The organism is Agrobacterium vaccinii, from assembly GCF_021310995.1.
Taxonomy (GTDB): domain Bacteria; phylum Pseudomonadota; class Alphaproteobacteria; order Rhizobiales; family Rhizobiaceae; genus Agrobacterium; species Agrobacterium vaccinii.
Genome location: NZ_CP054150.1, coordinates 2607151 through 2626142, shown reverse-complemented (window position 1 = coordinate 2626142; position 18992 = coordinate 2607151). Strand labels below are relative to the sequence as shown.

Below are 18992 nucleotides of genomic sequence, written 5' to 3'. Positions count from 1 at the left end.
CAGGAGCGCCGTTTCTCGTGGTTGATGGACACGTCTCGTATGTTGCCCACCAATCGACATTCCGGGGGTTTCATGAAACGGGTCTTGCTTATCGGCGCTGCTCTGGCAACGCTTCTGTCCACATCTGCCTTTGCGCAGGAGCCGAAAACGCTTTTGAATGCTTCCTACGACGTTGCGCGTGAAGTTTTTGCGGCAGAAAACGAAGCCTTCATCAAGGCGCATCCGGGCGTCACCATCGACCAGTCGCATGCCGGAACGTCCAAGCAGGCGCGCGCTATTGTCGAAGGTCTCGAGGCCGACGTTGTCACGTTCAATCAGGTCACCGATATCGACTTTCTCGTGAAGCAGGGCTTCGTTTCAGCCGATTGGAAGAAGAGTTTCGCCAACGATGCATCGCCCTTCTATTCCTTCCCGTCCTTCCTCGTGCGCGCCGGAAACCCCAAGAATATTAAGGATTGGGACGATCTTGTGAGGGATGATGTGAAGCTGGTTTTCCCGAACCCGAAGACATCTGGCAACGCCCGTTATACCTATCTGGCCGCGACCGCCTTCGCCAAGGAAAAGTTCAACAACGACGACGCCAAGGTTCAGGAGTTCATCAAGAAGGTGTTCGCCAACACGCCCGTCTTCGATACCGGAGGCCGCGCAGCAACGACGACCTTTGTCGAGCGCGAAGTCGGCGACGTGCTGATCACCTTCGAGGCTGAAACACGCGGCATCGCCAAGCAATATGGCACCGACAAGTTTGAGAGCGTCGTTCCCTCCGTCAGCCTTCTCTCAGAATTTCCGGTCGCCGTCGTCGATAAGGTCGTGGACAAACGCGGCTCCCGCGATCTGGCGAAGTCCTATCTCGATTTCCTCTATACCGAGGAAGGCCAGCGCATCGCCGCGCAGTTCGGTCACCGCGTGCACGATCAAAAGGTCACGGCTGAGTTCAAGGATCAGTTCCCGGACATCCGCCTCGTCAACGTCAACGACGTCTTCGGTGGCTGGGATAAAATCCAGAAAGAACACTTCGCGTCTGGCGCCGTGCTTGATACGCTTTACGGCAACCGTTAATCGCTGATTGGTTGAGAGAACGTCGACCCGGCTGGGCCTCCCACCGGGTCGCTTTGGCATGATAGGGGACGGGTTTGAGACGCAATGTTTTGCCGGGGCTGCGACTGTCGCTCGGCGTCACTCTGCTGTATGTCGGCATCATCGTCGTCCTGCCGCTGGCCGCACTCGTCTTCAAGGCGGCAAGTCTCGGCCCTGCCGAATACTGGGCCATCGTGTCGTCTCCACGCGCCGTTGCCAGCTACCGCGTAACCGTGCTCTGTGCGCTGGTGGCGACCATATTCAATGTTGTGTTCGGCCTTTCGCTGGCCTGGGTGCTGACCCGCTATCGCTTCCCCGGCTGGCGTCTGGTCGATGCCATCGTGGACCTTCCTTTCGCGTTGCCCACGGCGGTCGCCGGTATTGCGCTGACCGCGTTGTTTGCCGGCAATGGCTGGTTCGGCTCCGCCCTTGCCCATGCCGGTATCAAGATCGCTTATACCCCGCTCGGCATCATCGTCGCGATGGCGTTTACCAGCCTGCCGTTCATCGTGCGCACGGTGCAGCCGGTGCTGGAGGACCTCGATCCGGCGCTGGAAGAGGCTGCGCAGTCTCTCGGCGGCTCCGACTTCGAAATCTTCTGCAAGGTTATTCTGCCGTTGCTGACGCCTGCCATTCTTGCCGGTATTTCCTTGTCTTTTGCCCGCAGTCTGGGGGAGTTCGGCGCCATCATCTTCATCGCCGGAAACCAGCCGTTTTCCACCGAGATCACCTCGCTTCTCGTCTTCATCCGGCTGGAGGAATATGATTATCAGGCCGCCGCCGCCATCGCCTCCGTGCTGCTGATCACCGCTTTCGTCATGCTCGCCGTTACCAATTTTCTACAAACACGCGCCTTGCGCTATACGGTGAGGAGCTAGCCGATGAGTGCTCATTCCGCCCGCCGCAAGCCGCCCCGCGTGGGTGACGCGCCCCTCGTACGCCGCTCGCTCATCGCGTTCGTTCTGATAATCGGTGCGCTTCTCGTCGTCGCGCCCTTGCTCATCATCGGCGTCGAGGCCTTCTCGCAGGGCGTCAAGGTTTTCACCGCCACCATTGGCCATCCCGATACCCGCCACGCCATCTTGCTGACGGTGATCACGGCGTTGATCGCCGTGCCCATCAACACCGCGTTCGGTATCGCGGCGGCATGGTCCATCACCAAGTTCGATTTCTGGGGAAGGCGGTTTCTGCTCGTTATCATCGAGATTCCCTTCTCCATCTCACCCATCGTGGCCGGCGTCGCCTATCTCTTCGTCTACGGCTTGCAGGGGCTGCTCGGTCCGCTCCTCAATGCGTATGACATCAAGGTGTTGTTCGCGCTTCCTGGCATCGTGCTGGCCTCCATGTTCGTCACTGCACCCTTCGTGGCGCGCGAGTTAATCCCGCTGATGCAGGCGCAGGGGCGTGATCTGGAAGAGGCCGCGACCTCGCTCGGCGCATCCGGCTGGCGCACCTTCTTCTCCGTCACGCTGCCCAATATCAAATGGGCGCTGCTTTACGGCGTCGTGCTGTGCAATGCGCGCGTGATGGGTGAATTCGGCGCGGTGTCGGTGGTCTCGGGCAACATCCGCGGCCAGACCAATACGCTGCCTTTGCATATCGAGCTGCTTTATCACGATTATCAGGCCGCAGGCGCCTTCGCCTCGGCATCCATTCTCGCGGCTCTCGCCGTCGTCACCATCATTGCCAAGGTCGCGCTGGAAAAGCGCGGGGCAGGGCGTGGCGCCAAGAAAACCGCTGCTGTGCCGGAGACAAGCGCATGAAAATCCGCCTCGAAAACGTGGTGAAAACCTTCGACACCTTTCGTGCCGTGCGCGATGTCTCGCTGGATATCGAAAGCGGTGAACTGCTGGCCCTGCTCGGCCCCTCCGGTTCCGGCAAGACGACGATCCTGCGCATGGTCGCCGGGCTCGAATATACCGATGGCGGCCACATCTATTTCGGCGATGAGGACGCCACCAACATCCCAGTCCGCGACCGTGGCGTCGGCTTCGTGTTCCAGCATTACGCGCTCTTCCCGCATATGACGCTGCATGAAAACATCGCCTTCGGCATGAAGGTCTCCAAGGTCAAACGTGACAAGGCAGCCATCGATGCGCGGGTGGAAGAGCTGCTGCGGCTGGTGAAGCTGGATGGTTTGGGCGAACGGTTCCCTGCGCAAATCTCCGGTGGTCAGCGCCAGCGTGTGGCACTAGCCCGTGCGCTCTCGGTCGATCCCAAGGTGCTGCTGCTGGACGAACCCTTCGGTGCGCTCGACGCCAATGTCCGACGCGACTTGCGCCGCTGGCTGCGCGAAATCCATACCGAACTCGGCATCACCACCATTTTCGTGACGCATGATCAGGAAGAAGCACTCGATCTCGCCGACCGCGTCGTCATTCTCAATCAGGGCGAAATTATCCAGCAGGGCACACCGAAAGACGTCTGCCGACAGCCGAATTCTTCCTTCGTCATGCGTTTCCTCGGGGATGCGAACCGCATTTCCGGCACAGCCCGCTCCGGCAAGATTTTCGTCGGAAAAGCCGAAGTCCCCTTCGCCTATAGCCAGGCCGATGGCCCGGTTGATATCTACGCCCGGCCCAACGATCTGGAGTGGGAAGACCTGCACGATGGCATTCCAGCGCAGGTCACCCGCGTCCTCGACCGCGCAGGCGACCGCCGCGTGATTGCGTCCACGACCGAAGGTGACCTCCTTGAATTCGATGTGCCGCCCGAAACGGCAGTCGAAGCCGGAGACCACGGCCATATCGTCATCCGCAGGGCGAAGATTTTCCCGGCTCAGGTTTGAATACAAAAGAAAACCCGGCGCCTTTTGAGCGCCGGGTGCAATAGGTCGAACAAGTCTCTATCAGCTCATTTGGCTGACGAAGCGGGTTTCAAGATAGGCTTCGACCGCTTCCGAACCGCCTTCCGTGCCGTAGCCGGAGTCCTTGATGCCGCCGAACGGGACTTCAGGGATCGCGAGGCCGTTGTGGTTGACGGTCAGCATGCCTGCTTCGACGCGCTGGCTGAGGGCATGGGCGGTTTTGACCGAGCCTGTGAAGGCGTAGGATGCGAGGCCGAAGGGCAGGCGGTTTGCTTCTTCCAGGGCTTCGTCCAGTGTGGAGAAGCGGTTGACGATGGCGACGGGGCCGAAGGGCTCTTCATTCATCATCTTGGCAGAGGTCGGGACGTCGGTCAGCACGGTGGGCTCGAAGAAGTTGCCCTTGTTGCCGATGCGCTTGCCACCGGTTTTCAAAATGGCACCCTTCGATACGGCGTCCTGGATCATCTCTTCCATGGCCGGAATGCGGCGTTCGTTGGCCAGCGGGCCCATGGTCGTGTCTGCATCCAGACCGTTGCCGACCTTGACGCTCTCGGCGTATTTCACGATGCCGTCGATGAACTTGTCGGCAATGCTGTCCTGAATGAGGAAGCGGGTCGGGGCGACGCAAACCTGACCGGCGTTGCGGAACTTGGCGGTGGCGGAAACCTCGATGGCCTTGGCCAGATCGGCATCGTCGAACACCAGAACAGGAGCATGACCGCCCAGTTCCATTGTGGCGCGCTTCATGTGTTTGCCAGCCAGTGCGGCCAGATGCTTGCCCACTGGCGTGGAGCCCGTGAACGAAATCTTGCGGATGACCGGATGCGGAATGAGGTATTCGGAGATTTCCGAGGGTACGCCGTAAACGAGGTTGACGACACCAGCCGGAACGCCTGCATCCACGAAGGCGCGGATGAGTTCGGCAGGCGACGCCGGTGTTTCCTCAGGTGCCTTGACGATGATGGAGCAACCGGTTGCCACGGCGGCAGAAAGCTTGCGCACGACTTGGTTGATCGGGAAGTTCCATGGCGTGAAGGCGGCCACGGGGCCGACCGGGAATTTGATGGCAAGGTTGGAAACGCCACCGAATCGGGCAGGAATGACCTGACCGTATGTGCGGCGGGCCTCTTCGGCAAACCAGTCGATCGTGTCGGCAGCGTTGACGATTTCCATCTTGGACTGCGCCAGTGGCTTGCCCTGTTCACGCGTCATCAGCCATGCGATGTAGTCGATGCGCTGGCGCACGAGATCGGCAGCCTTGCGCATGATCTTGGAACGCTCGAATGCAGAGGTTTCGCGCCAGACCTTGAAGCCCTTATCGGCAGCGTCCAGCGCCAGATCGAGATCGGCCTTTTCGGCATGAGCGATTGTGCCGAGCGTCTCGTCGGTCGCCGGGTCGAGAACCTCGATGGTCTTGCCGGACAGGGCATCGCGCCATTCGCTGTTGATGAGAAGCTTGATGTCGGGATAGCTGTGCATGTGAAATACCTTCGTGACTTGACCGACCGGCATGGTGCCGATGCTGTGGCGTTGACTTGCGGTCTCGGAATTTACCGGCGCTGCATGACATGTCTTCCGTTGCGGGACAATCGAAGGCAGCGAGACCGGATATGGCAAATGGACCTGCCAGAGACGATGATGACATCTCTATATTAATTCGTGCGGCGGCGGTTTCAACCGGTCAGGGCATTAAAAAGTATTATTTATTTCGCATCGCAGCAAAACCGGCGACGAATGGCCGCCGGTTTCGTTGTTTCGGTTTATCTCAGAAAAACGCCTGAATGCCGGTCTGGGCACGGCCCAGGATCAGCGCGTGCACGTCATGCGTGCCTTCATAGGTGTTAACCGTTTCCAGGTTCTGCGCGTGGCGCATGACGTGATATTCGATCTGGATGCCGTTTCCGCCATGCATGTCGCGGGCCTGACGGGCGATATCCAGCGCCTTGCCGCAATTGTTGCGCTTGACGATGGAAATCATCTCCGGTGCCATTTTGTGGTCATCGAACAGGCGACCGACGCGCAAGGACGCCTGAAGGCCGAGCGTGATTTCCGTCTGCATATCGGCCAGTTTCTTCTGGTAAAGCTGCATGCCAGCCAGCGGCTTACCGAACTGCTTGCGGTCCATGCCGTACTGATGGGCGCGGAACCAGCAGTCTTCGGCCGCCCCCAGCACACCCCAGGAAATGCCGTAGCGAGCACGGTTGAGGCAACCGAACGGACCCTTGAGGCCGGAAACGCCAGGCAGCACCGCGTCCTCACCCACTTCGACGCCATCCATGACGATTTCGCCGGTGATGGAAGCGCGCAGAGACAGCTTACCGCCGATCTTGGGTGCGGACAGGCCCTTCATGCCTTTTTCCAGTACGAATCCGCGGATCTGGTTGTCATGCGCTTCTGATTTGGCCCAAACGACGAAAACGTCGGCAATCGGCGAATTGGAAATCCACATCTTGGAGCCGCGCAGGCGGTATCCGCCTTCGATCTTTTCGGCGCGGGTCTTCATGCCGTTGGGGTCGGAACCGGCATCGGGTTCGGTCAGGCCGAAACAGCCGATCAACTCGCCGGAAACGAGGCCCGGCAGATACTTGTCCTTCTGCTCTTCCGAGCCATAGGCAAAGATGGGGTAGATAACGAGGGACGACTGCACGCTCATCATCGAGCGATAGCCGCTGTCGATGCGTTCGACTTCGCGGGCGACGAGGCCGTAGGCAACGTAGCTTGCTTCGGCAGCGCCGTATTTTTCGGGAAGCGTCACGCCCAGAAGGCCGGTCTGGCCCATCAGGCGGAACAGTTCGGGCTCGGATGTTTCGGACAGATAAGCTTCGTTGATGCGTGGCAGAAGCTCCGATTGGGCAAAGGCGGCTGCCGTATCGCGGATCATCCGCTCGTCTTCGGTCAGTTGGTCCTCGAGAAGAAACGGGTCCTGCCAATTGAATGCTGTGCGTTCGCTCACGGTAAATCTCCAAATTGCTGGCGCGATTATTGGCCTTTGGCACCATCGCGGCAAGCCATGTTTACTCATTTTGCTATTACAGATAGGAATGCGCCATGACCTCGCTCAGCCGCAAACTTCTGCCCTCCACCAGCGCGCTCGCCGCCTTTGATTCCGTGGCGCGGCTGGGCAGTTTTTCGCTGGCCGCGGACGAGCTTTCGCTGACGCAAGGGGCCATCAGCAGACAGGTTCTGTCGCTGGAAGAACAACTTGGCGTGCGCCTTTTCGAGCGTGGCGCACGCGGGGTTTCGCTGACCACCGAGGGCCAGACCTACGCCAAAGCCATTGGCACGGCACTGGGCGATATCCGTTCCGCATCTTTGCAGATTATGACCAAAACGCATGGCAACACATTGAACCTTGCCATGCTGCCCACCTTCGGTACGCGCTGGCTGTTGCCGCGCATTCCCAAATTCGTGGCGGCCCACCCGGAAATCACGCTCAATTTCGCCACCCGCATCGGCCAATTCGATTTCGAAAAGGAAGGCCTCGATATGGCTATCCATATCGGCCAGCCGGATTGGCCAGCGGCGGAAAGCACGTTTCTGATGGACGAGATGGTGGCACCGGTGTGCAGCCCGTCTTTTCTGGCAGGGCACCCCATTGCCAAGGCGCAGGATATCTCGACCCTGCCGCTGCTACATATGGCATCCAGACCCGGCGCATGGGATCACTGGTTCCAGAGCCTTGGGCTTGGCGTGCAAAATGCACCGGCCATGCGGTTCGAACAGTTTTCCAGCGTGGCGCAGGGCTGCATCGCAGGCTTGGGCGTAGCGTTGATGCCGCTGTTTCTGATCGATATCGAACTGAAAGCCGGGCAACTGGTCGCCGCTTTCGATCATCAGGTCAAAAGCCCCAGTTCCTATTATGCCGTCGCCCCGCTTTCGCGCATCAATCACGCGCCCGTGGTGCTGTTCAAGCAGTGGCTTCTCGCCGAAGTCGAGGCGTTTCGTATGGAAACCGGGCGATAATTTCGCGCTTGTTTTCGGCACTTAGCCTTCGCGCACAAAAATCAACCTTATGGCGACTCGACAAAAATGAAGTTTCGCTTTAGCCTGATTAAACGTTTAATCACGAATGGACAGGCCATGACCTCGGGTCGTGCAGGCGCAAATCTGACGGCAATCGCTTCGGCACTGCGTGTGTCGACGGCAACCGTGTCCAATGCGCTCTCCGGCAAGGGCCGTGTCTCCGCCGAGCTTTCCGAAAAAATCCGCCTGAAGGCTGATGAGCTTGGCTATGTGCCCAGCATTGCCGGTCGTGCGCTGCGTACCGGCAAAAGCGGTGTTCTGGGCCTGGTCCTGCCGGATATCGCCAATCCGCTGTTTCCGCAGATCGCTCAGGCTATCGAAAAGGCCGCCGACAAAGCCGGTTATGGTGTGTTGATCGCCGACAGTCACGGCGATGTCGCCAAGCAGACGGAAGCGATCAACCGCCTCGTCGAACGCGGCGTCGAGGGCATGGTCGTCGTGCCCCGTCGCGGCACGCGCATCGGCAATGTCGATTGCCCTGTCGCCGTTATCGATTCCCCTTCCACGCCGGGCAACACGGTCGCTGCCGATCATTGGGATGGCGGATTCCAGATCGGTCGCCATCTGTCGGAACTCGGCCACCGCAAGGTTGTCATCATCGGCAACAACCCTGACTCCAACGTGCAGAACGACCGCGTCGGCGGTATCCGCTCCGGCCTTTCCGGCACGGCGGAAACCGAGGCATTGTGGATCGCATCTCTGGAAAATCAGAATGGGGCAGGGTGTCCTTTGGGCGTTGCGGCCAAGGTGGCGCAGGGCTTCACGGCCTTTGCCGCCGTTTCAGACCTCCACGCGCTCCGCGTTCTCACCGAATTGCAGCGCGATGGCATCACCGTGCCGGAACAGGCCAGCGTCACAGGTTTCGATGACCTCATCTGGGCGCCTGTCGTGACCCCGGCGCTGACGACCATTCGCATGGACATGGTGCGGATTGCCGATCTGGCCATCACCGCGCTGGTGCGCAGCATCGATACCGACAATCCCGACAGCCACTCCGCCAATGGCGGTGTCATCGCCGACATCTCAAAAGTGGCGATGGAACTGGTCATCCGCCATTCGTCCGGCCCGAACAATAAGAAGCAGGCAGCCAACAAAACCTCGACAGCAGGAGAACTCACATCATGAAAAAGATCATTCTGGCATCCGGCACCGCGCTGATGCTGTCCATGGGTGCCGCGCAGGCGCAGGACAAGACACTGACCATTTCCGTCTATGCCTTTGCGCAGGACGAATTCAAGGAACTGGTCTACACGCCGTTCGAAGCCAAATGCGGCTGCAAGCTGGTGGTGGAAACCGGCAACAGCGTCGAGCGCCTAGCCAAGATGGAAGCCAACAAGGCAAGCCCGGTCATCGATCTCGCCATCGTGTCCATGGCCGATGCGTTGTCTGCCACCCGCAAGGACCTGATCCAGAAGATCGACACCTCCAAGGTGCCGAATGTCGACAAGCTTTACGACATTGCCAAGGACCCGAACGGCGATGGCATGAGCGTCGGCGTCAATTTCTACGCCACCTCCATCGTCTACCGCACCGACAAGATGAATATCGATAGCTGGGCCGATCTCTTGAAGGACGGCGTGGTCGACCACGTCGCCTTCCCGAATGTCACCACCAATCAGGGCCCGCCTGCGCTTTACATGCTGGGCAAGGCCATCGGCAAGGATACGCCTGATCTCTCCGGCGCGATCGAGGCCGTTGGCGAAAAGAAAGACGAGATCGTCACCTTCTACGTCAAGTCTTCACAGCTCGTGCAGCTGATGCAGCAGGAAGAAATCTGGGCCGCCCCCATCGGCCGCTTCTCCTGGGCACCCTTCACCAAGCTCGATCTGCCGCTGGCATGGGCAACACCCAAGGAAGGCCAGACAGGCGGCATGAATGTTCTCGTTGTGCCAAAGAACGGCAAAAACGAAGATCTCGCGCTTCAGTTCATGGACTTCTGGCTCTCGACTGATGTGCAAAAGGCGCTGGCCGAAAAGCTGGTCGATAGCCCGACCAACAAGGAGGTGAAGGTCTCTGACGAGGTGGCCAACAACATCACCTATGGCGAAGAAACCGCCAAGAGCCTGCAGCTCATCCCGTCTGCTGCGACGCTGGATAACCGCGACAAGTGGTTGTCGGAGTGGAACGCGAAGGTTGGTCAGTAAGGACGGTTGCTGGGTGTGGGCGCTACGTGCTGGCGCACGTCACCCCCCTCTGTCCTGCCGGACATCTCCCCCTCAAGGGGGGAGATCGACCCGGGGCAACCCTTCCTCTTCCAGTGAACGTCGCGGTTGGACTGTGACGGCGCGCCCAGCCAATCTCCTCACCTGTGGGGGAGATGCCCGGCAGGGCAGAGGGGGGCTGGCACCCACCGACGCTCAATAACAAAGCCTCCGCCAAGCAAAGACGGAGACATTTCAACACCGGAGAAGACTCCATGTTTCAAAACCGGGCTGAAGCCTTGGCACTGGCCTTGCCCGCCGCAATCTTTGCGGCGGCGGTTTTCCTCGTGCCCGTGTTCATCCTTCTGTCGGAAGGGTTTCGCACTGCCGATGGCTGGACGTTTCAGGCCTATGTGGATTTCTTTTTCGATCCGCTGAACCGGGCCGTGTTTCTGCGCACGCTGAAGCTCGGCGCGATCGTCACCGTTGTCTCCGCCATCATTGGTTATGCGGCGGCCTTCGCCATCGTCAACCTGCCGGCCAACTCTAAGGGCCACATGATCAACCTCGTCATTCTGCCGTTGATGATCTCGCCCGTGGCGCGCACCTATGCGTGGATCGTCATTCTCGGCCGTACCGGCATGGTCAACGAGTTGCTGAAGCTGGTGGGGCTGACGGATGCGCCGATCCGCATTCTGTTTTCCGAAACGGCCGTCTTCATCGGCCTGCTGCAACTCTTCTTGCCGCTGATGATCATCTCCCTCATCAGCGCACTGGAAAACATGCCGAAAGACGTCATCGCCGCCTCGCGGGTGCTCGGTGCGAACTGGTTGCAGGTATTCTGGAAAGTCATCCTGCCCTTGACCAAGGAAGGTCTTGTCGTCGGCGGCACGCTGGTCTTCACCGGCTCGCTGACGGCCTATATCACGCCCGCCATTCTTGGTGGCTCCAAGGTTCTGATGCTGGAAACCCTGCTTTACCAGCAGGTCACGGTTTCCAACAATTTCGTCGCCGCCAGCGTCATCGCGTTTATTCTGATCGTCATGTGCTTTGCAGCCAACATCCTGCTCAAGCGCATCGCCACGGCAAGGAACAAGACATGACTCGGCACCTCTTCATTCCGCTCACGCTTGCGCTGGTCATCGGCTTTCTGATCGGCCCGTTTCTCATCATCGTCGCCGCGTCCTTTTCGGCGGGCGATACGCTGGCCTTTCCGCCGCAGGGCTTTTCGCTGAAATGGATCGCCAAGGTCTTCACAGTCGAGAGCTTCCGCGAAAGTTTCGCCATGTCGATGTTTCTGGCCATCGGCGGCACATTCGCGGCACTGATCCTCGGTGTGCCCGCATCCTACGCCATGTCGCGCTACAAGCTGCCCTTTTCGGAAACCATCCGAACCATCGTCTCGGCCCCCATCATCGTTCCCGGCATTATCGTTGGTCTGGCGCTTCTACGCTATTTCGTCGTTCCCTTCGGCATCGGCATAACTCTTGCACTGTTTCTGGCACATACGGCGCTGATCCTGCCCTATGCGGTGCGCGTCGTGTCGGCCAGCCTCACCAATCTGCGCTCGGATATCGAGGAAGCAGCGGTGCTGCTCGGCTCGTCGCGCATCGGCGCCTTCTTCCGCGTCGTACTGCCCAATATCAGGGGCGGCATTCTCTCGGCCTTCATTCTGGGCTTCGTCACCAGCTTCAATCAGGTGCCGGTGTCGCTGTTCCTCTCCGGTCCCGGCGTGCGCACCCTGCCGATCGATATGCTGGGCTATATGGAAATCGTCTTCGACCCATCCGTTGCGGCGCTCTCTTCGCTGCTCGCCTTCCTGTCCATCGGCATTGTTTTCATGGCCGAACGTTTTCTGGGGTTCTCCCGTTATGTCTGATGCAAATTATCTCTCGCTCCAGAACCTCTCGCTGGCCTATGGCAATTCCATTGCCGTGAAAGACCTGAACCTCGATATCCGCAAGGGCGAACTGCTGGCACTGCTCGGCCCATCCGGCTGCGGCAAGACCACGACCATGCGCGCCATTGCCGGGCTGATGCCGGTGGCCGGTGGTCGCATCGATCTTGATGGTGCCGATATCACCCGCGTGTCCGCCAACAAGCGGGCGGTGGGGCTAGTGTTCCAGTCCTACGCGCTTTTTCCGCATCTCACCGTCTACGAAAATGTCGCCTTCGGTTTGAAGCTGAAGGGCATGAAGGGTTCTGCGCTGGATGATAAGGTCGCATCCGGGCTTAAATCCGTTGGCCTATCCACCTTTGCCTCCCGCAAACCGGCGGAACTCTCCGGTGGCCAGCAGCAGCGCGTGGCGCTGGCCCGTTCCATGGTCATGGACCCCAAGGTCCTGCTGCTGGACGAACCGCTTTCGAACCTCGATGCCCGGCTGCGGCTTGAAATGCGTACCGAACTTCAGCGCGTGCAAAAAGCCACCGGCGTCACCATGATTTTCGTCACCCACGACCAGATCGAGGCTTTGGCGCTGGCCGACCGTATCGTGGTGATGAAGAACGGTGCCATCGAGCAGATCGGCACGCCGGAAGACATCTACAACGCACCTGTCTCGTCCTTCGTGGCCGATTTCGTCGGCTTCGAAAATATCTTTCGTCTCGAGGGTGGTTTGCTCAAGACTGATAACGGAAGCATCCCCCTTTCTGGCCAGGTTCCGAGTACGGCGGGACTTGCCTGGAGGCCGCGCATGGTGACCCTCGGTTCAGGACCTTTCGAGGGAACTGTGCGCGGCACGTCTTTTGCGGGCAATGCGCGGGAATATCTGCTGGATACGCCGCTGGGGCCGATCAAGGCCGAGGTCGATGCCGCCTTGCCGGTGCAGGATATCGGCACGCCGCTCGCCTTCGACCTGCCTGTCAGGAAAGCAGCCAGCCTGAAAGTGTTCAGCTGATTATGGGTATCTGGATCGATTGCGATATGGGCTTCGATGACATTGCTGCCGTGATGGTGGCAACGTCTCACGGGCTTCAGATCGATGGGCTCTCGCTGGTGTTCGGCAACGCACCGCTCGCGCAGGTGTGCCGCAATGCCGCCAGCGCGAAAATGGCCTTTCGTTGGGACTTCCCCATCCATATGGGCCGCGAAAATCCCGTGCTCGGAAAGCTCGAAACAGGACAAACCATTCTCGGCGACACAGGCATTCCAACGGTCGGCGCAGGCCTGCCCGACGCTGCCGATCTGCCGCACAGCGATGCGTTTCAAGCGCTTTGCGATTGGCTGGGAGAGGGCAGCGAAAACAAGCCTATTCTCGCGCTCGGCCCCCTCACCAACATCGCCGCCATCTGCCTCGCAAAGCCAGACCTCGCCGCCCGCATTACCGATCTCATATGGATGGGGGGTGGTGTAACAGCCGGTAATCACACGGCGTCTGCCGAGTTCAATGCTTTTGCCGATCCCGAAGCCTTGGCCATCGTCATCGCCCACGGCCTGTCCTTGCGCATGGTCGATCTCGATCTCTGCCGCAAAGTCACTGCTGGTCTATCCGATGTTGCACCTATTCGTGCAGCCGGTGGCAAGAATGCCAGTTTGATTGCCGATATGCTGGAAGGCTTCATCAATATCGCGACCAGCCGCGGGCGGGATGCCATGGCGCTTTACGACCCCTGCGCCGCTGTCGCCCTTGTGGCCCCGGAGTGCGTCGGCTGGAAAAAAGCACGTGTAGATGTCGAGCTTCACGGCACATTGACGCGCGGTCGAACGGTTGTCGAAACCCGCGCCGCCCATGCTGAAAAATTCAACGCGCATTTCGCCGAAACGGTCGATGCTATCAGTGCCAAAACCATCATTCTCGATGCATTGCGTCTGGAGGCCAGCCGATGAAACAACAGACCATTATCGTTGATCGTGATGGAATGATTGAGGATACATTGCGGGCACGTGCCGTGGCGGCTGCACGCGGTGACCAGCCATTCGACATCCTGATCAGCGGCGGCACGCTTGTCGATGTCGTCACGGGCGAGCTGCGCCTGGCCGATATCGGCATCACTGGCCCGCTGATTGCCAGCGTCCACGAGGCCGGAAGCCGCACAGATGCCGCACAGGTTCTGGATGCGACGGGTGCTTACGTTTCGCCGGGGTTGATTGACACGCACATGCACATCGAAAGCTCCATGGTGACGCCTGCGACCTATGCGCAGGCCGTGGTTGCGCGCGGTGTCACCACCATCGTCTGGGACCCGCATGAGTTCGGCAATGTCCATGGCATCGATGGCGTGCGCTGGGCGGCGGAAGCCAGCAAGGGGCTGCCGTTGCGCACCATCCTTCTGGCGCCTTCGAGCGTGCCATCAGCGCCGGGACTGGAGCAGGCAGGCGGTGATTTCGACGCTTCCGCCATGGCCGAAATGCTGTTCTGGCCGGAGGTCGGCGGCGTTGCCGAAGTCATGAACATGCGCGGCGTCATCGAGCGCGACCCGCGCATGAGCGCCATTCTTCAGGAAGGCCTGTTTTCCGACAAGCTGATCTGCGGCCATGCGCGGGGCCTTAAGGGTGCCGATCTCAATGCCTTCATGGCGGCAGGCATCACCTCCGATCACGAGCTGACATCCGCTGCCGACCTCATGGCAAAGCTGCGGGCCGGGCTGACGATAGAGCTGCGCGGCTCGCATGACCATCTCCTGCCGGAGTTCGTGGAAGCGTTGAACACGCTCGGCCACCTGCCGCAAACGCTGACGCTGTGCACCGACGATGTCTTCCCGGACGATCTCGCTAAAAACGGCGGTCTCGATGATGTGGTGCGGCGGTTGGTCTGCTACGGCTTGAAACCGGAATGGGCTCTGCGCGCCGCCACGCTGAATGCGGCCATGCGCTTGCACCGCGCCGATCTCGGCCTCATCGCCGCCGGTCGCCGGGCCGATATCGCCGTTTTCGAAGACCTCTCGCAATTCTCCGCACGCCATGTGCTGGCCAGCGGCACGCCCGTTGCAGAAGCTGGGAAGATGCTGGTCGAACTGACCGAGATGGATGCAGCACCGCTCAAGCACTCGGTGAAGCTGACGCCTCGCTCTCCCTCCGACTTCAAGGTCAAATCCGAGGGCAAAAGGGTCAAGCTCGCCACCATCGACAAGCCGCGTTTCACCCAATGGGGCGAGGCGGAGGCTGCCGTGGAAAATGGTTTCGTGGTGCCGCCGGAGGGCGCAACGATGATTTCCGTCACCCACCGCCACGGCAAGGCCGACCCCGTGACCAGAACCGGTTTCCTGACCGGCTGGGGAAAATGGGACGGCTCCTTCGCCACCACAGTCGCGCATGACAGCCATAATTTGACAGTGTTCGGCGGCAATGCTGACGATATGGCGGTCGCCGCAAACGCCGTTATCAAAGCAGGCGGCGGTATGGCCGTCGCATCGGGCGGAAAGGTCACCGCTTTGCTTGCGCTCCCGCTCTCCGGCCTCGTGTCGGATGCAGGTTTGGAAGATGTCGCATCCGGTTTTGAGGTCGTGCGTGATGCCGTCGGCCAGATCGTGGAATGGCGGCCGCCCTATCTTGTGTTCAAGGCCTGCTTTGGTGCCACGCTGGCCTGCAACACAGGCCCGCACCAGACGGATATGGGCATTGCCGATGTGCTGACGGGCCGTGTGATGGAAACGCCGGTGCTGGAGATTCTTGGCTGAGGGCTTCCCGCCCTCACTTCCGTCATGCTCGGGCCTGTCCCGAGCATCTAATCACGTTGAGACAGCTGAGATGGTAGCAGATACTCGGGACAGGCCCTGATATGACGAAAGGGGTGGCCCTCGCGGCTATTCCACCGCTAATTCCTGCTCCACCAGCGTCGTCCAGAACGCGACACCAGACGCAATCGCATCATCGTTGAAATCATAGGACGTATTGTGGTGCAGCGCGCCATCCACCGCTGGGCCGTTGCCGAGCCAGACGTAGCAGCCCGGTGCCTGCCCCGCGAAGAACGAGAAATCATCTCCGGCGGTCGAGGGCGGGAAGGCGGTTCGTGCCTTGTCGCCGAAGACGTTCCGGGCAGCTTTCAAGGCGCGCTCAGTTGTTTCAGCATCATTGATGACCGGCGGTATGCGGCGGATGAAGTCGTAATGCGCTTCGATGCCGAACATGGCAGCAGTTCCCTTTGCCAGCCGTCCGATTTCCTCTTCCAGCTGGTCCCGAACACGAGCCGAATAGGCCCGCGCCGTGCCGCCAATGTCAACGATGTCGGGAATGACATTGAGCGCCTTCGGATCACCCGCCTGCACCGAACAGGCGCTGACGACAGCCGGTTGCAGCGGATCGACCACGCGCCCGACGATGCTTTGCAGTGCGGCCAGAAAACTACCTGCCGCCGTGATCGGGTCGCGGCCAAGATGCGGCTTTGCACCATGCGTTCCCACGCCCTTGAACGTCACGCGCCAGCTATCGGAGGACGCCAGTTGTGGTCCTCCGACCACCGCCATCTCGTCCACGTCGAGCCCCGGCATGTTGTGCAGTCCGTAAACGGCATCGCAGGGGAAAAGCTCGAACAACCCGTCCTCCACCATCTGTTTCGCCCCACCGCGCCCTTCTTCGGCTGGCTGGAAGATGAAGTGTACGGTGCCGGAAAAATTGCGACTCTCGGCCAAGTGCCGCGCTGCACCCAGCAGCATCACCGTGTGCCCGTCATGGCCGCAGGCGTGCATCTTGCCTGCTATGGTCGATTTATAGGGGCGGTCGGCCATTTCGGGCATGGCAAGTGCATCCATATCTGCCCGCAGGCCGATGCGGCGGGTGCCGTTGCCGACCTGAAGGGTGCCGACGACGCCGGTTTTGCCCAAGCCGCGATGAACGCTAATCCCGGCCTCTTCCAGATGCCTTGCGACCAGCGCGCTGGTGCGCTCTTCTTCGAAGCCGAGTTCGGGATGCGCATGCAGGTCTCGCCGCAAAGCGGTGAGAAAAGGCAGGTCGTTTCCGAACCGGGCTAGCGGGGTCATGGGCGGCATTTCCTTGCGAAAGCAAAACAGTCTTCTTTTCTAGTGCAGAAGCCCCTGAAAATTAATAGGAACCTTCTGGCAAAACCGAAATAATATCGCTGTGAAAGGATTGGTCATGAAGCCCCACGAGTTCTGGCAGGACATCCATGCGCCCGGCAGCTTCGATGTCACCGGTCCGCATACTGGTTTCTTCCCCGTCGCGCTCGATGATGGCAGGCAATTGCGTTTGCCGATCCGCCCGCTCGCCGATGGGGAACATGCACTCGCATCGCTCATCATCAATCAGGCGTCCTTTCCGGTCGTAGAAGCTTTGGCGGATGATATGGCGCAAAAGCTTGAACCCTTCGATGTGGACGTCGTTGTCGGCCTTCCGACGTTGGGCCTGACGCTGGCGGCAGAAGTCGCGCGCCGTCTCGGTCACAGCCGCTACGTGCCGCTCGGAACCTCGCGAAAATTCTGGTACTTGGACGAACTGTCCGTGCCCATGTCGTCCATCACCACCCAGCAGCAGAAACGGCTCTATATCGACCCGCGCATGCTGCCGCTTCTGGAGGGCAGGCGGGTTGCGCTGGTGGATGATGTGATTTCCAGCGGCACCTCCATCATTGCCGGTCTGTCGCTTCTCGCGGCCTCCAACATCGAGCCCGTGGTCATCGGTGCCGCCATGCTGCAATCGGACAAGTGGCGCGAAAAGCTGGCGGATTTTGGCGCGCAATGGCCGGGCAGGGTGCAGGGCGTTTTCACCACGCCGATGCTGAAAAAGGCAGGCGATGGGTGGCAGACTTGATGGCGATCAATCTCCGGTAGGCGAGGTCTGACCGTTTTTTCATCGTGCATATTTTTTGACTTGCGAAGCCGTGAAGGATGGGCCTAGGATTATCGGTGCCCTCCAGAACCATGGACACCTCGCTTTCATCAAGTCCAAGGTTTTAAATGAAAAAACACTACCCTGCCTTTTGGAATTTCCGCATGCAACTGGTTTTCGACGGTCATAATGATGTGCTTCTGCGGCTGTGGCGAAATGCCAAAATGGGAAGCGATCCCGTCGCGGAGTTCATTGATGGCACCTATGAGGGCCATATCGATGCGCCGCGCGCCAAGGCGGGCGGATTGGCCGGCGGCATCTGCGCCATCTACATTCCATCGGGTGATCTGATCCTTCAGCAGCCGGATGCATCGGGGCATTACGTAACGCCGCTCGCAGCCCCGCTGGAGCGCCAGCCATCGCTCGATATCGCGCTGGAAAAGGCAGCCATTGGGCTGCGTCTGGATCAGGCGGGCGGCTGGAAGCTCTGCCGTTCCACTGCTGACATTCGCAAGGCCATGGCCGATGGTGTCTTCGCCGCCGTGCTGCACATGGAAGGCTGCGAGGCTATCGCCGCCGATCTCGATGCGCTGGATGTATTCTATGCGGCAGGTCTGCGTTCGCTTGGGCCCGTCTGGAGCCGACACAATATCTTCGGCCATGGCGTGCCCTTCGCCTATCCCATGTCGCCGGATACCGCACCGGGCCTCACCGATGCCGGGTTTGAACTGGTGAAACGCTGCAACCAGCTCGGCATCCTCATCGATCTCGCGCACATTACTGAAAAAGGCTTCTGGGACGTGGCAAAAACCACCGACCAGCCCTTGATCGCCAGCCACTCCAACGTCCACGCCCTGACGCCTGTGGCGCGCAATCTAACCGATTGGCAGATGGACGCCATCAAGGAAAGCAAGGGTCTGGTCGGCCTCAACTACGCCGTCACCATGCTGCGCCCGGATGCGCGTGATGACGCCAACACGCCGCTTTCCGCCATGGTCCAGCATATCGATTACATGGTCGAGCGCATGGGCATCGATTGCGTGGCGCTCGGTTCGGACTTTGATGGCGCAACGGTTCCAGCGGAAATCCGCGATGCCAAGGGCAACAATAATCTTGTTGCGGCGCTCAAATCTGCGGGATACGCTGATCAAGACCTTGCTAAAATTTGCCGGGAAAACTGGCTGCGCGTTTTGGGTCAGGCATGGCACGAACCGGCCTGAGACCG

At 59.9% G+C, this 18992-nt stretch carries 18 protein-coding genes; 15 read left to right on the top strand and 3 right to left on the bottom strand.

The features are described 5' to 3' along the window. The first annotated feature begins 72 nt into the window (after positions 1-72). The 4 genes from cysP (at position 73) to HRR99_RS12915 (ending at position 3865) form a co-directional block, all read left to right on the top strand. A complete protein-coding gene (cysP, locus tag HRR99_RS12930) occupies positions 73-1059 on the top strand; it encodes a thiosulfate ABC transporter substrate-binding protein CysP (RefSeq protein WP_233122019.1) in 987 nt (328 codons plus the stop codon). A gap of 74 nt (positions 1060-1133) precedes the next feature. After that, entirely contained in the window at positions 1134-1955 is an 822-nt protein-coding gene (cysT, locus tag HRR99_RS12925; RefSeq protein WP_233122018.1) for a sulfate ABC transporter permease subunit CysT, read from the top strand. Positions 1956-1958: 3 nt separating this feature from the next. After that, a complete protein-coding gene (gene cysW / locus HRR99_RS12920; RefSeq protein WP_233122017.1) occupies positions 1959-2840 on the top strand; it encodes a sulfate ABC transporter permease subunit CysW in 882 nt (293 codons plus the stop codon). After that, positions 2837-3865 (top strand): sulfate/molybdate ABC transporter ATP-binding protein, encoded by a 1029-nt coding sequence (locus tag HRR99_RS12915; protein ID WP_233122016.1) that lies wholly within the window; start codon positions 2837-2839, stop codon positions 3863-3865. The genes cysW and HRR99_RS12915 overlap by 4 nt, the downstream gene beginning before the upstream one ends. Before the next feature lie 60 nt (positions 3866-3925). Here HRR99_RS12915 and HRR99_RS12910 read toward each other — a convergent pair whose 3' ends face one another. Then, positions 3926-5362 (bottom strand): NAD-dependent succinate-semialdehyde dehydrogenase, encoded by a 1437-nt coding sequence (locus tag HRR99_RS12910; protein WP_233122015.1) that lies wholly within the window; start codon positions 5360-5362, stop codon positions 3926-3928. Positions 5363-5493: 131 nt separating this feature from the next. Here HRR99_RS12910 and HRR99_RS12905 point away from each other — a divergent pair, with 131 nt between their 5' ends. Next, positions 5494-5664: a hypothetical protein gene (locus tag HRR99_RS12905; protein ID WP_233122014.1), complete on the top strand. Its 171-nt coding sequence runs from the start codon at positions 5494-5496 to the stop codon at positions 5662-5664. Here the strand turns inward: HRR99_RS12905 and HRR99_RS12900 are convergent. Beyond that, the gene (locus tag HRR99_RS12900) at positions 5649-6836 is read right to left on the bottom strand and encodes an acyl-CoA dehydrogenase (protein ID WP_233122013.1); all 1188 of its coding nucleotides are present in this window, start codon (positions 6834-6836) and stop codon (positions 5649-5651) included. The two genes, HRR99_RS12905 and HRR99_RS12900, sit on opposite strands and share 16 nt — an antisense overlap. A gap of 95 nt (positions 6837-6931) precedes the next feature. Here HRR99_RS12900 and HRR99_RS12895 point away from each other — a divergent pair, with 95 nt between their 5' ends. From HRR99_RS12895 to HRR99_RS12860, 8 genes are all read left to right on the top strand, one after another. Continuing rightward, on the top strand, positions 6932-7846 hold the full coding sequence (locus tag HRR99_RS12895; RefSeq protein ID WP_233122012.1) for a LysR family transcriptional regulator: 915 nt from the start codon (positions 6932-6934) through the stop codon (positions 7844-7846). Between the two features lie 117 nt (positions 7847-7963). After that, the gene (locus HRR99_RS12890; protein ID WP_233122011.1) at positions 7964-9031 is read left to right on the top strand and encodes a LacI family DNA-binding transcriptional regulator; all 1068 of its coding nucleotides are present in this window, start codon (positions 7964-7966) and stop codon (positions 9029-9031) included. Then, the gene (locus HRR99_RS12885; RefSeq protein WP_233122010.1) at positions 9028-10050 is read left to right on the top strand and encodes an ABC transporter substrate-binding protein; all 1023 of its coding nucleotides are present in this window, start codon (positions 9028-9030) and stop codon (positions 10048-10050) included. The genes HRR99_RS12890 and HRR99_RS12885 overlap by 4 nt, the downstream gene beginning before the upstream one ends. A 272-nt stretch (positions 10051-10322) precedes the next feature. Then, positions 10323-11150, top strand: a complete 828-nt coding sequence (locus tag HRR99_RS12880; RefSeq protein WP_233122009.1) for an ABC transporter permease — start codon at positions 10323-10325, stop codon at positions 11148-11150. Beyond that, positions 11147-11926: an ABC transporter permease gene (locus HRR99_RS12875; protein WP_103657028.1), complete on the top strand. Its 780-nt coding sequence runs from the start codon at positions 11147-11149 to the stop codon at positions 11924-11926. The genes HRR99_RS12880 and HRR99_RS12875 overlap by 4 nt, the downstream gene beginning before the upstream one ends. Further along, complete coding sequence (locus HRR99_RS12870; RefSeq protein ID WP_233122008.1) at positions 11919-12944, top strand: ABC transporter ATP-binding protein; 1026 nt, start codon at positions 11919-11921, stop codon at positions 12942-12944. The genes HRR99_RS12875 and HRR99_RS12870 overlap by 8 nt, the downstream gene beginning before the upstream one ends. Positions 12945-12946: 2 nt before the next feature. After that, positions 12947-13873, top strand: a complete 927-nt coding sequence (locus tag HRR99_RS12865; RefSeq protein WP_233122007.1) for a nucleoside hydrolase — start codon at positions 12947-12949, stop codon at positions 13871-13873. Beyond that, positions 13870-15663 (top strand): adenine deaminase, encoded by a 1794-nt coding sequence (locus HRR99_RS12860; protein WP_233122006.1) that lies wholly within the window; start codon positions 13870-13872, stop codon positions 15661-15663. The genes HRR99_RS12865 and HRR99_RS12860 overlap by 4 nt, the downstream gene beginning before the upstream one ends. A gap of 126 nt (positions 15664-15789) precedes the next feature. On the opposite strand, the gene HRR99_RS12855 is transcribed toward HRR99_RS12860, so the two are convergent. Then, complete coding sequence (locus HRR99_RS12855) at positions 15790-16962, bottom strand: M20 aminoacylase family protein (protein ID WP_233122005.1); 1173 nt, start codon at positions 16960-16962, stop codon at positions 15790-15792. 115 nt (positions 16963-17077) lie between these two features. On the opposite strand from HRR99_RS12855, the gene HRR99_RS12850 reads away from it, so the two are divergent. Together HRR99_RS12850 and HRR99_RS12845 are read left to right on the top strand one after the other, a co-directional pair. Further along, complete coding sequence (locus HRR99_RS12850) at positions 17078-17749, top strand: phosphoribosyltransferase (RefSeq protein WP_233122004.1); 672 nt, start codon at positions 17078-17080, stop codon at positions 17747-17749. A gap of 182 nt (positions 17750-17931) precedes the next feature. Beyond that, positions 17932-18987, top strand: coding sequence for a dipeptidase (locus HRR99_RS12845; protein WP_233122003.1), 1056 nt, complete (start codon positions 17932-17934; stop codon positions 18985-18987). The last annotated feature ends 5 nt before the right edge of the window (positions 18988-18992 follow it).

Bases quoted from the DNA above. Each gene is read 5' to 3' on its own strand.
- HRR99_RS12860 (WP_233122006.1), top strand. From the start codon at position 13,870: ATGAAACAACAGACCATTATCGTTGATCGTGATGGAATGATTGAGGAT.
- HRR99_RS12865 (WP_233122007.1), top strand. From the start codon at position 12,947: ATGGGTATCTGGATCGATTGCGATATGGGCTTCGATGACATTGCTGCC.
- HRR99_RS12875 (WP_103657028.1), top strand. From the start codon at position 11,147: ATGACTCGGCACCTCTTCATTCCGCTCACGCTTGCGCTGGTCATCGGC.
- HRR99_RS12850 (WP_233122004.1), top strand. From the start codon at position 17,078: ATGAAGCCCCACGAGTTCTGGCAGGACATCCATGCGCCCGGCAGCTTC.
- HRR99_RS12880 (WP_233122009.1), top strand. From the start codon at position 10,323: ATGTTTCAAAACCGGGCTGAAGCCTTGGCACTGGCCTTGCCCGCCGCA.
- HRR99_RS12845 (WP_233122003.1), top strand. From the start codon at position 17,932: ATGCAACTGGTTTTCGACGGTCATAATGATGTGCTTCTGCGGCTGTGG.
- HRR99_RS12905 (WP_233122014.1), top strand. From the start codon at position 5,494: ATGGCAAATGGACCTGCCAGAGACGATGATGACATCTCTATATTAATT.
- HRR99_RS12855 (WP_233122005.1), bottom strand. From the start codon at position 16,962: ATGACCCCGCTAGCCCGGTTCGGAAACGACCTGCCTTTTCTCACCGCT.
- HRR99_RS12895 (WP_233122012.1), top strand. From the start codon at position 6,932: ATGACCTCGCTCAGCCGCAAACTTCTGCCCTCCACCAGCGCGCTCGCC.
- HRR99_RS12915 (WP_233122016.1), top strand. From the start codon at position 2,837: ATGAAAATCCGCCTCGAAAACGTGGTGAAAACCTTCGACACCTTTCGT.
- HRR99_RS12890 (WP_233122011.1), top strand. From the start codon at position 7,964: ATGACCTCGGGTCGTGCAGGCGCAAATCTGACGGCAATCGCTTCGGCA.
- cysW (WP_233122017.1), top strand. From the start codon at position 1,959: ATGAGTGCTCATTCCGCCCGCCGCAAGCCGCCCCGCGTGGGTGACGCG.
- HRR99_RS12910 (WP_233122015.1), bottom strand. From the start codon at position 5,362: ATGCACAGCTATCCCGACATCAAGCTTCTCATCAACAGCGAATGGCGC.
- HRR99_RS12885 (WP_233122010.1), top strand. From the start codon at position 9,028: ATGAAAAAGATCATTCTGGCATCCGGCACCGCGCTGATGCTGTCCATG.
- cysP (WP_233122019.1), top strand. From the start codon at position 73: ATGAAACGGGTCTTGCTTATCGGCGCTGCTCTGGCAACGCTTCTGTCC.
- HRR99_RS12870 (WP_233122008.1), top strand. From the start codon at position 11,919: ATGTCTGATGCAAATTATCTCTCGCTCCAGAACCTCTCGCTGGCCTAT.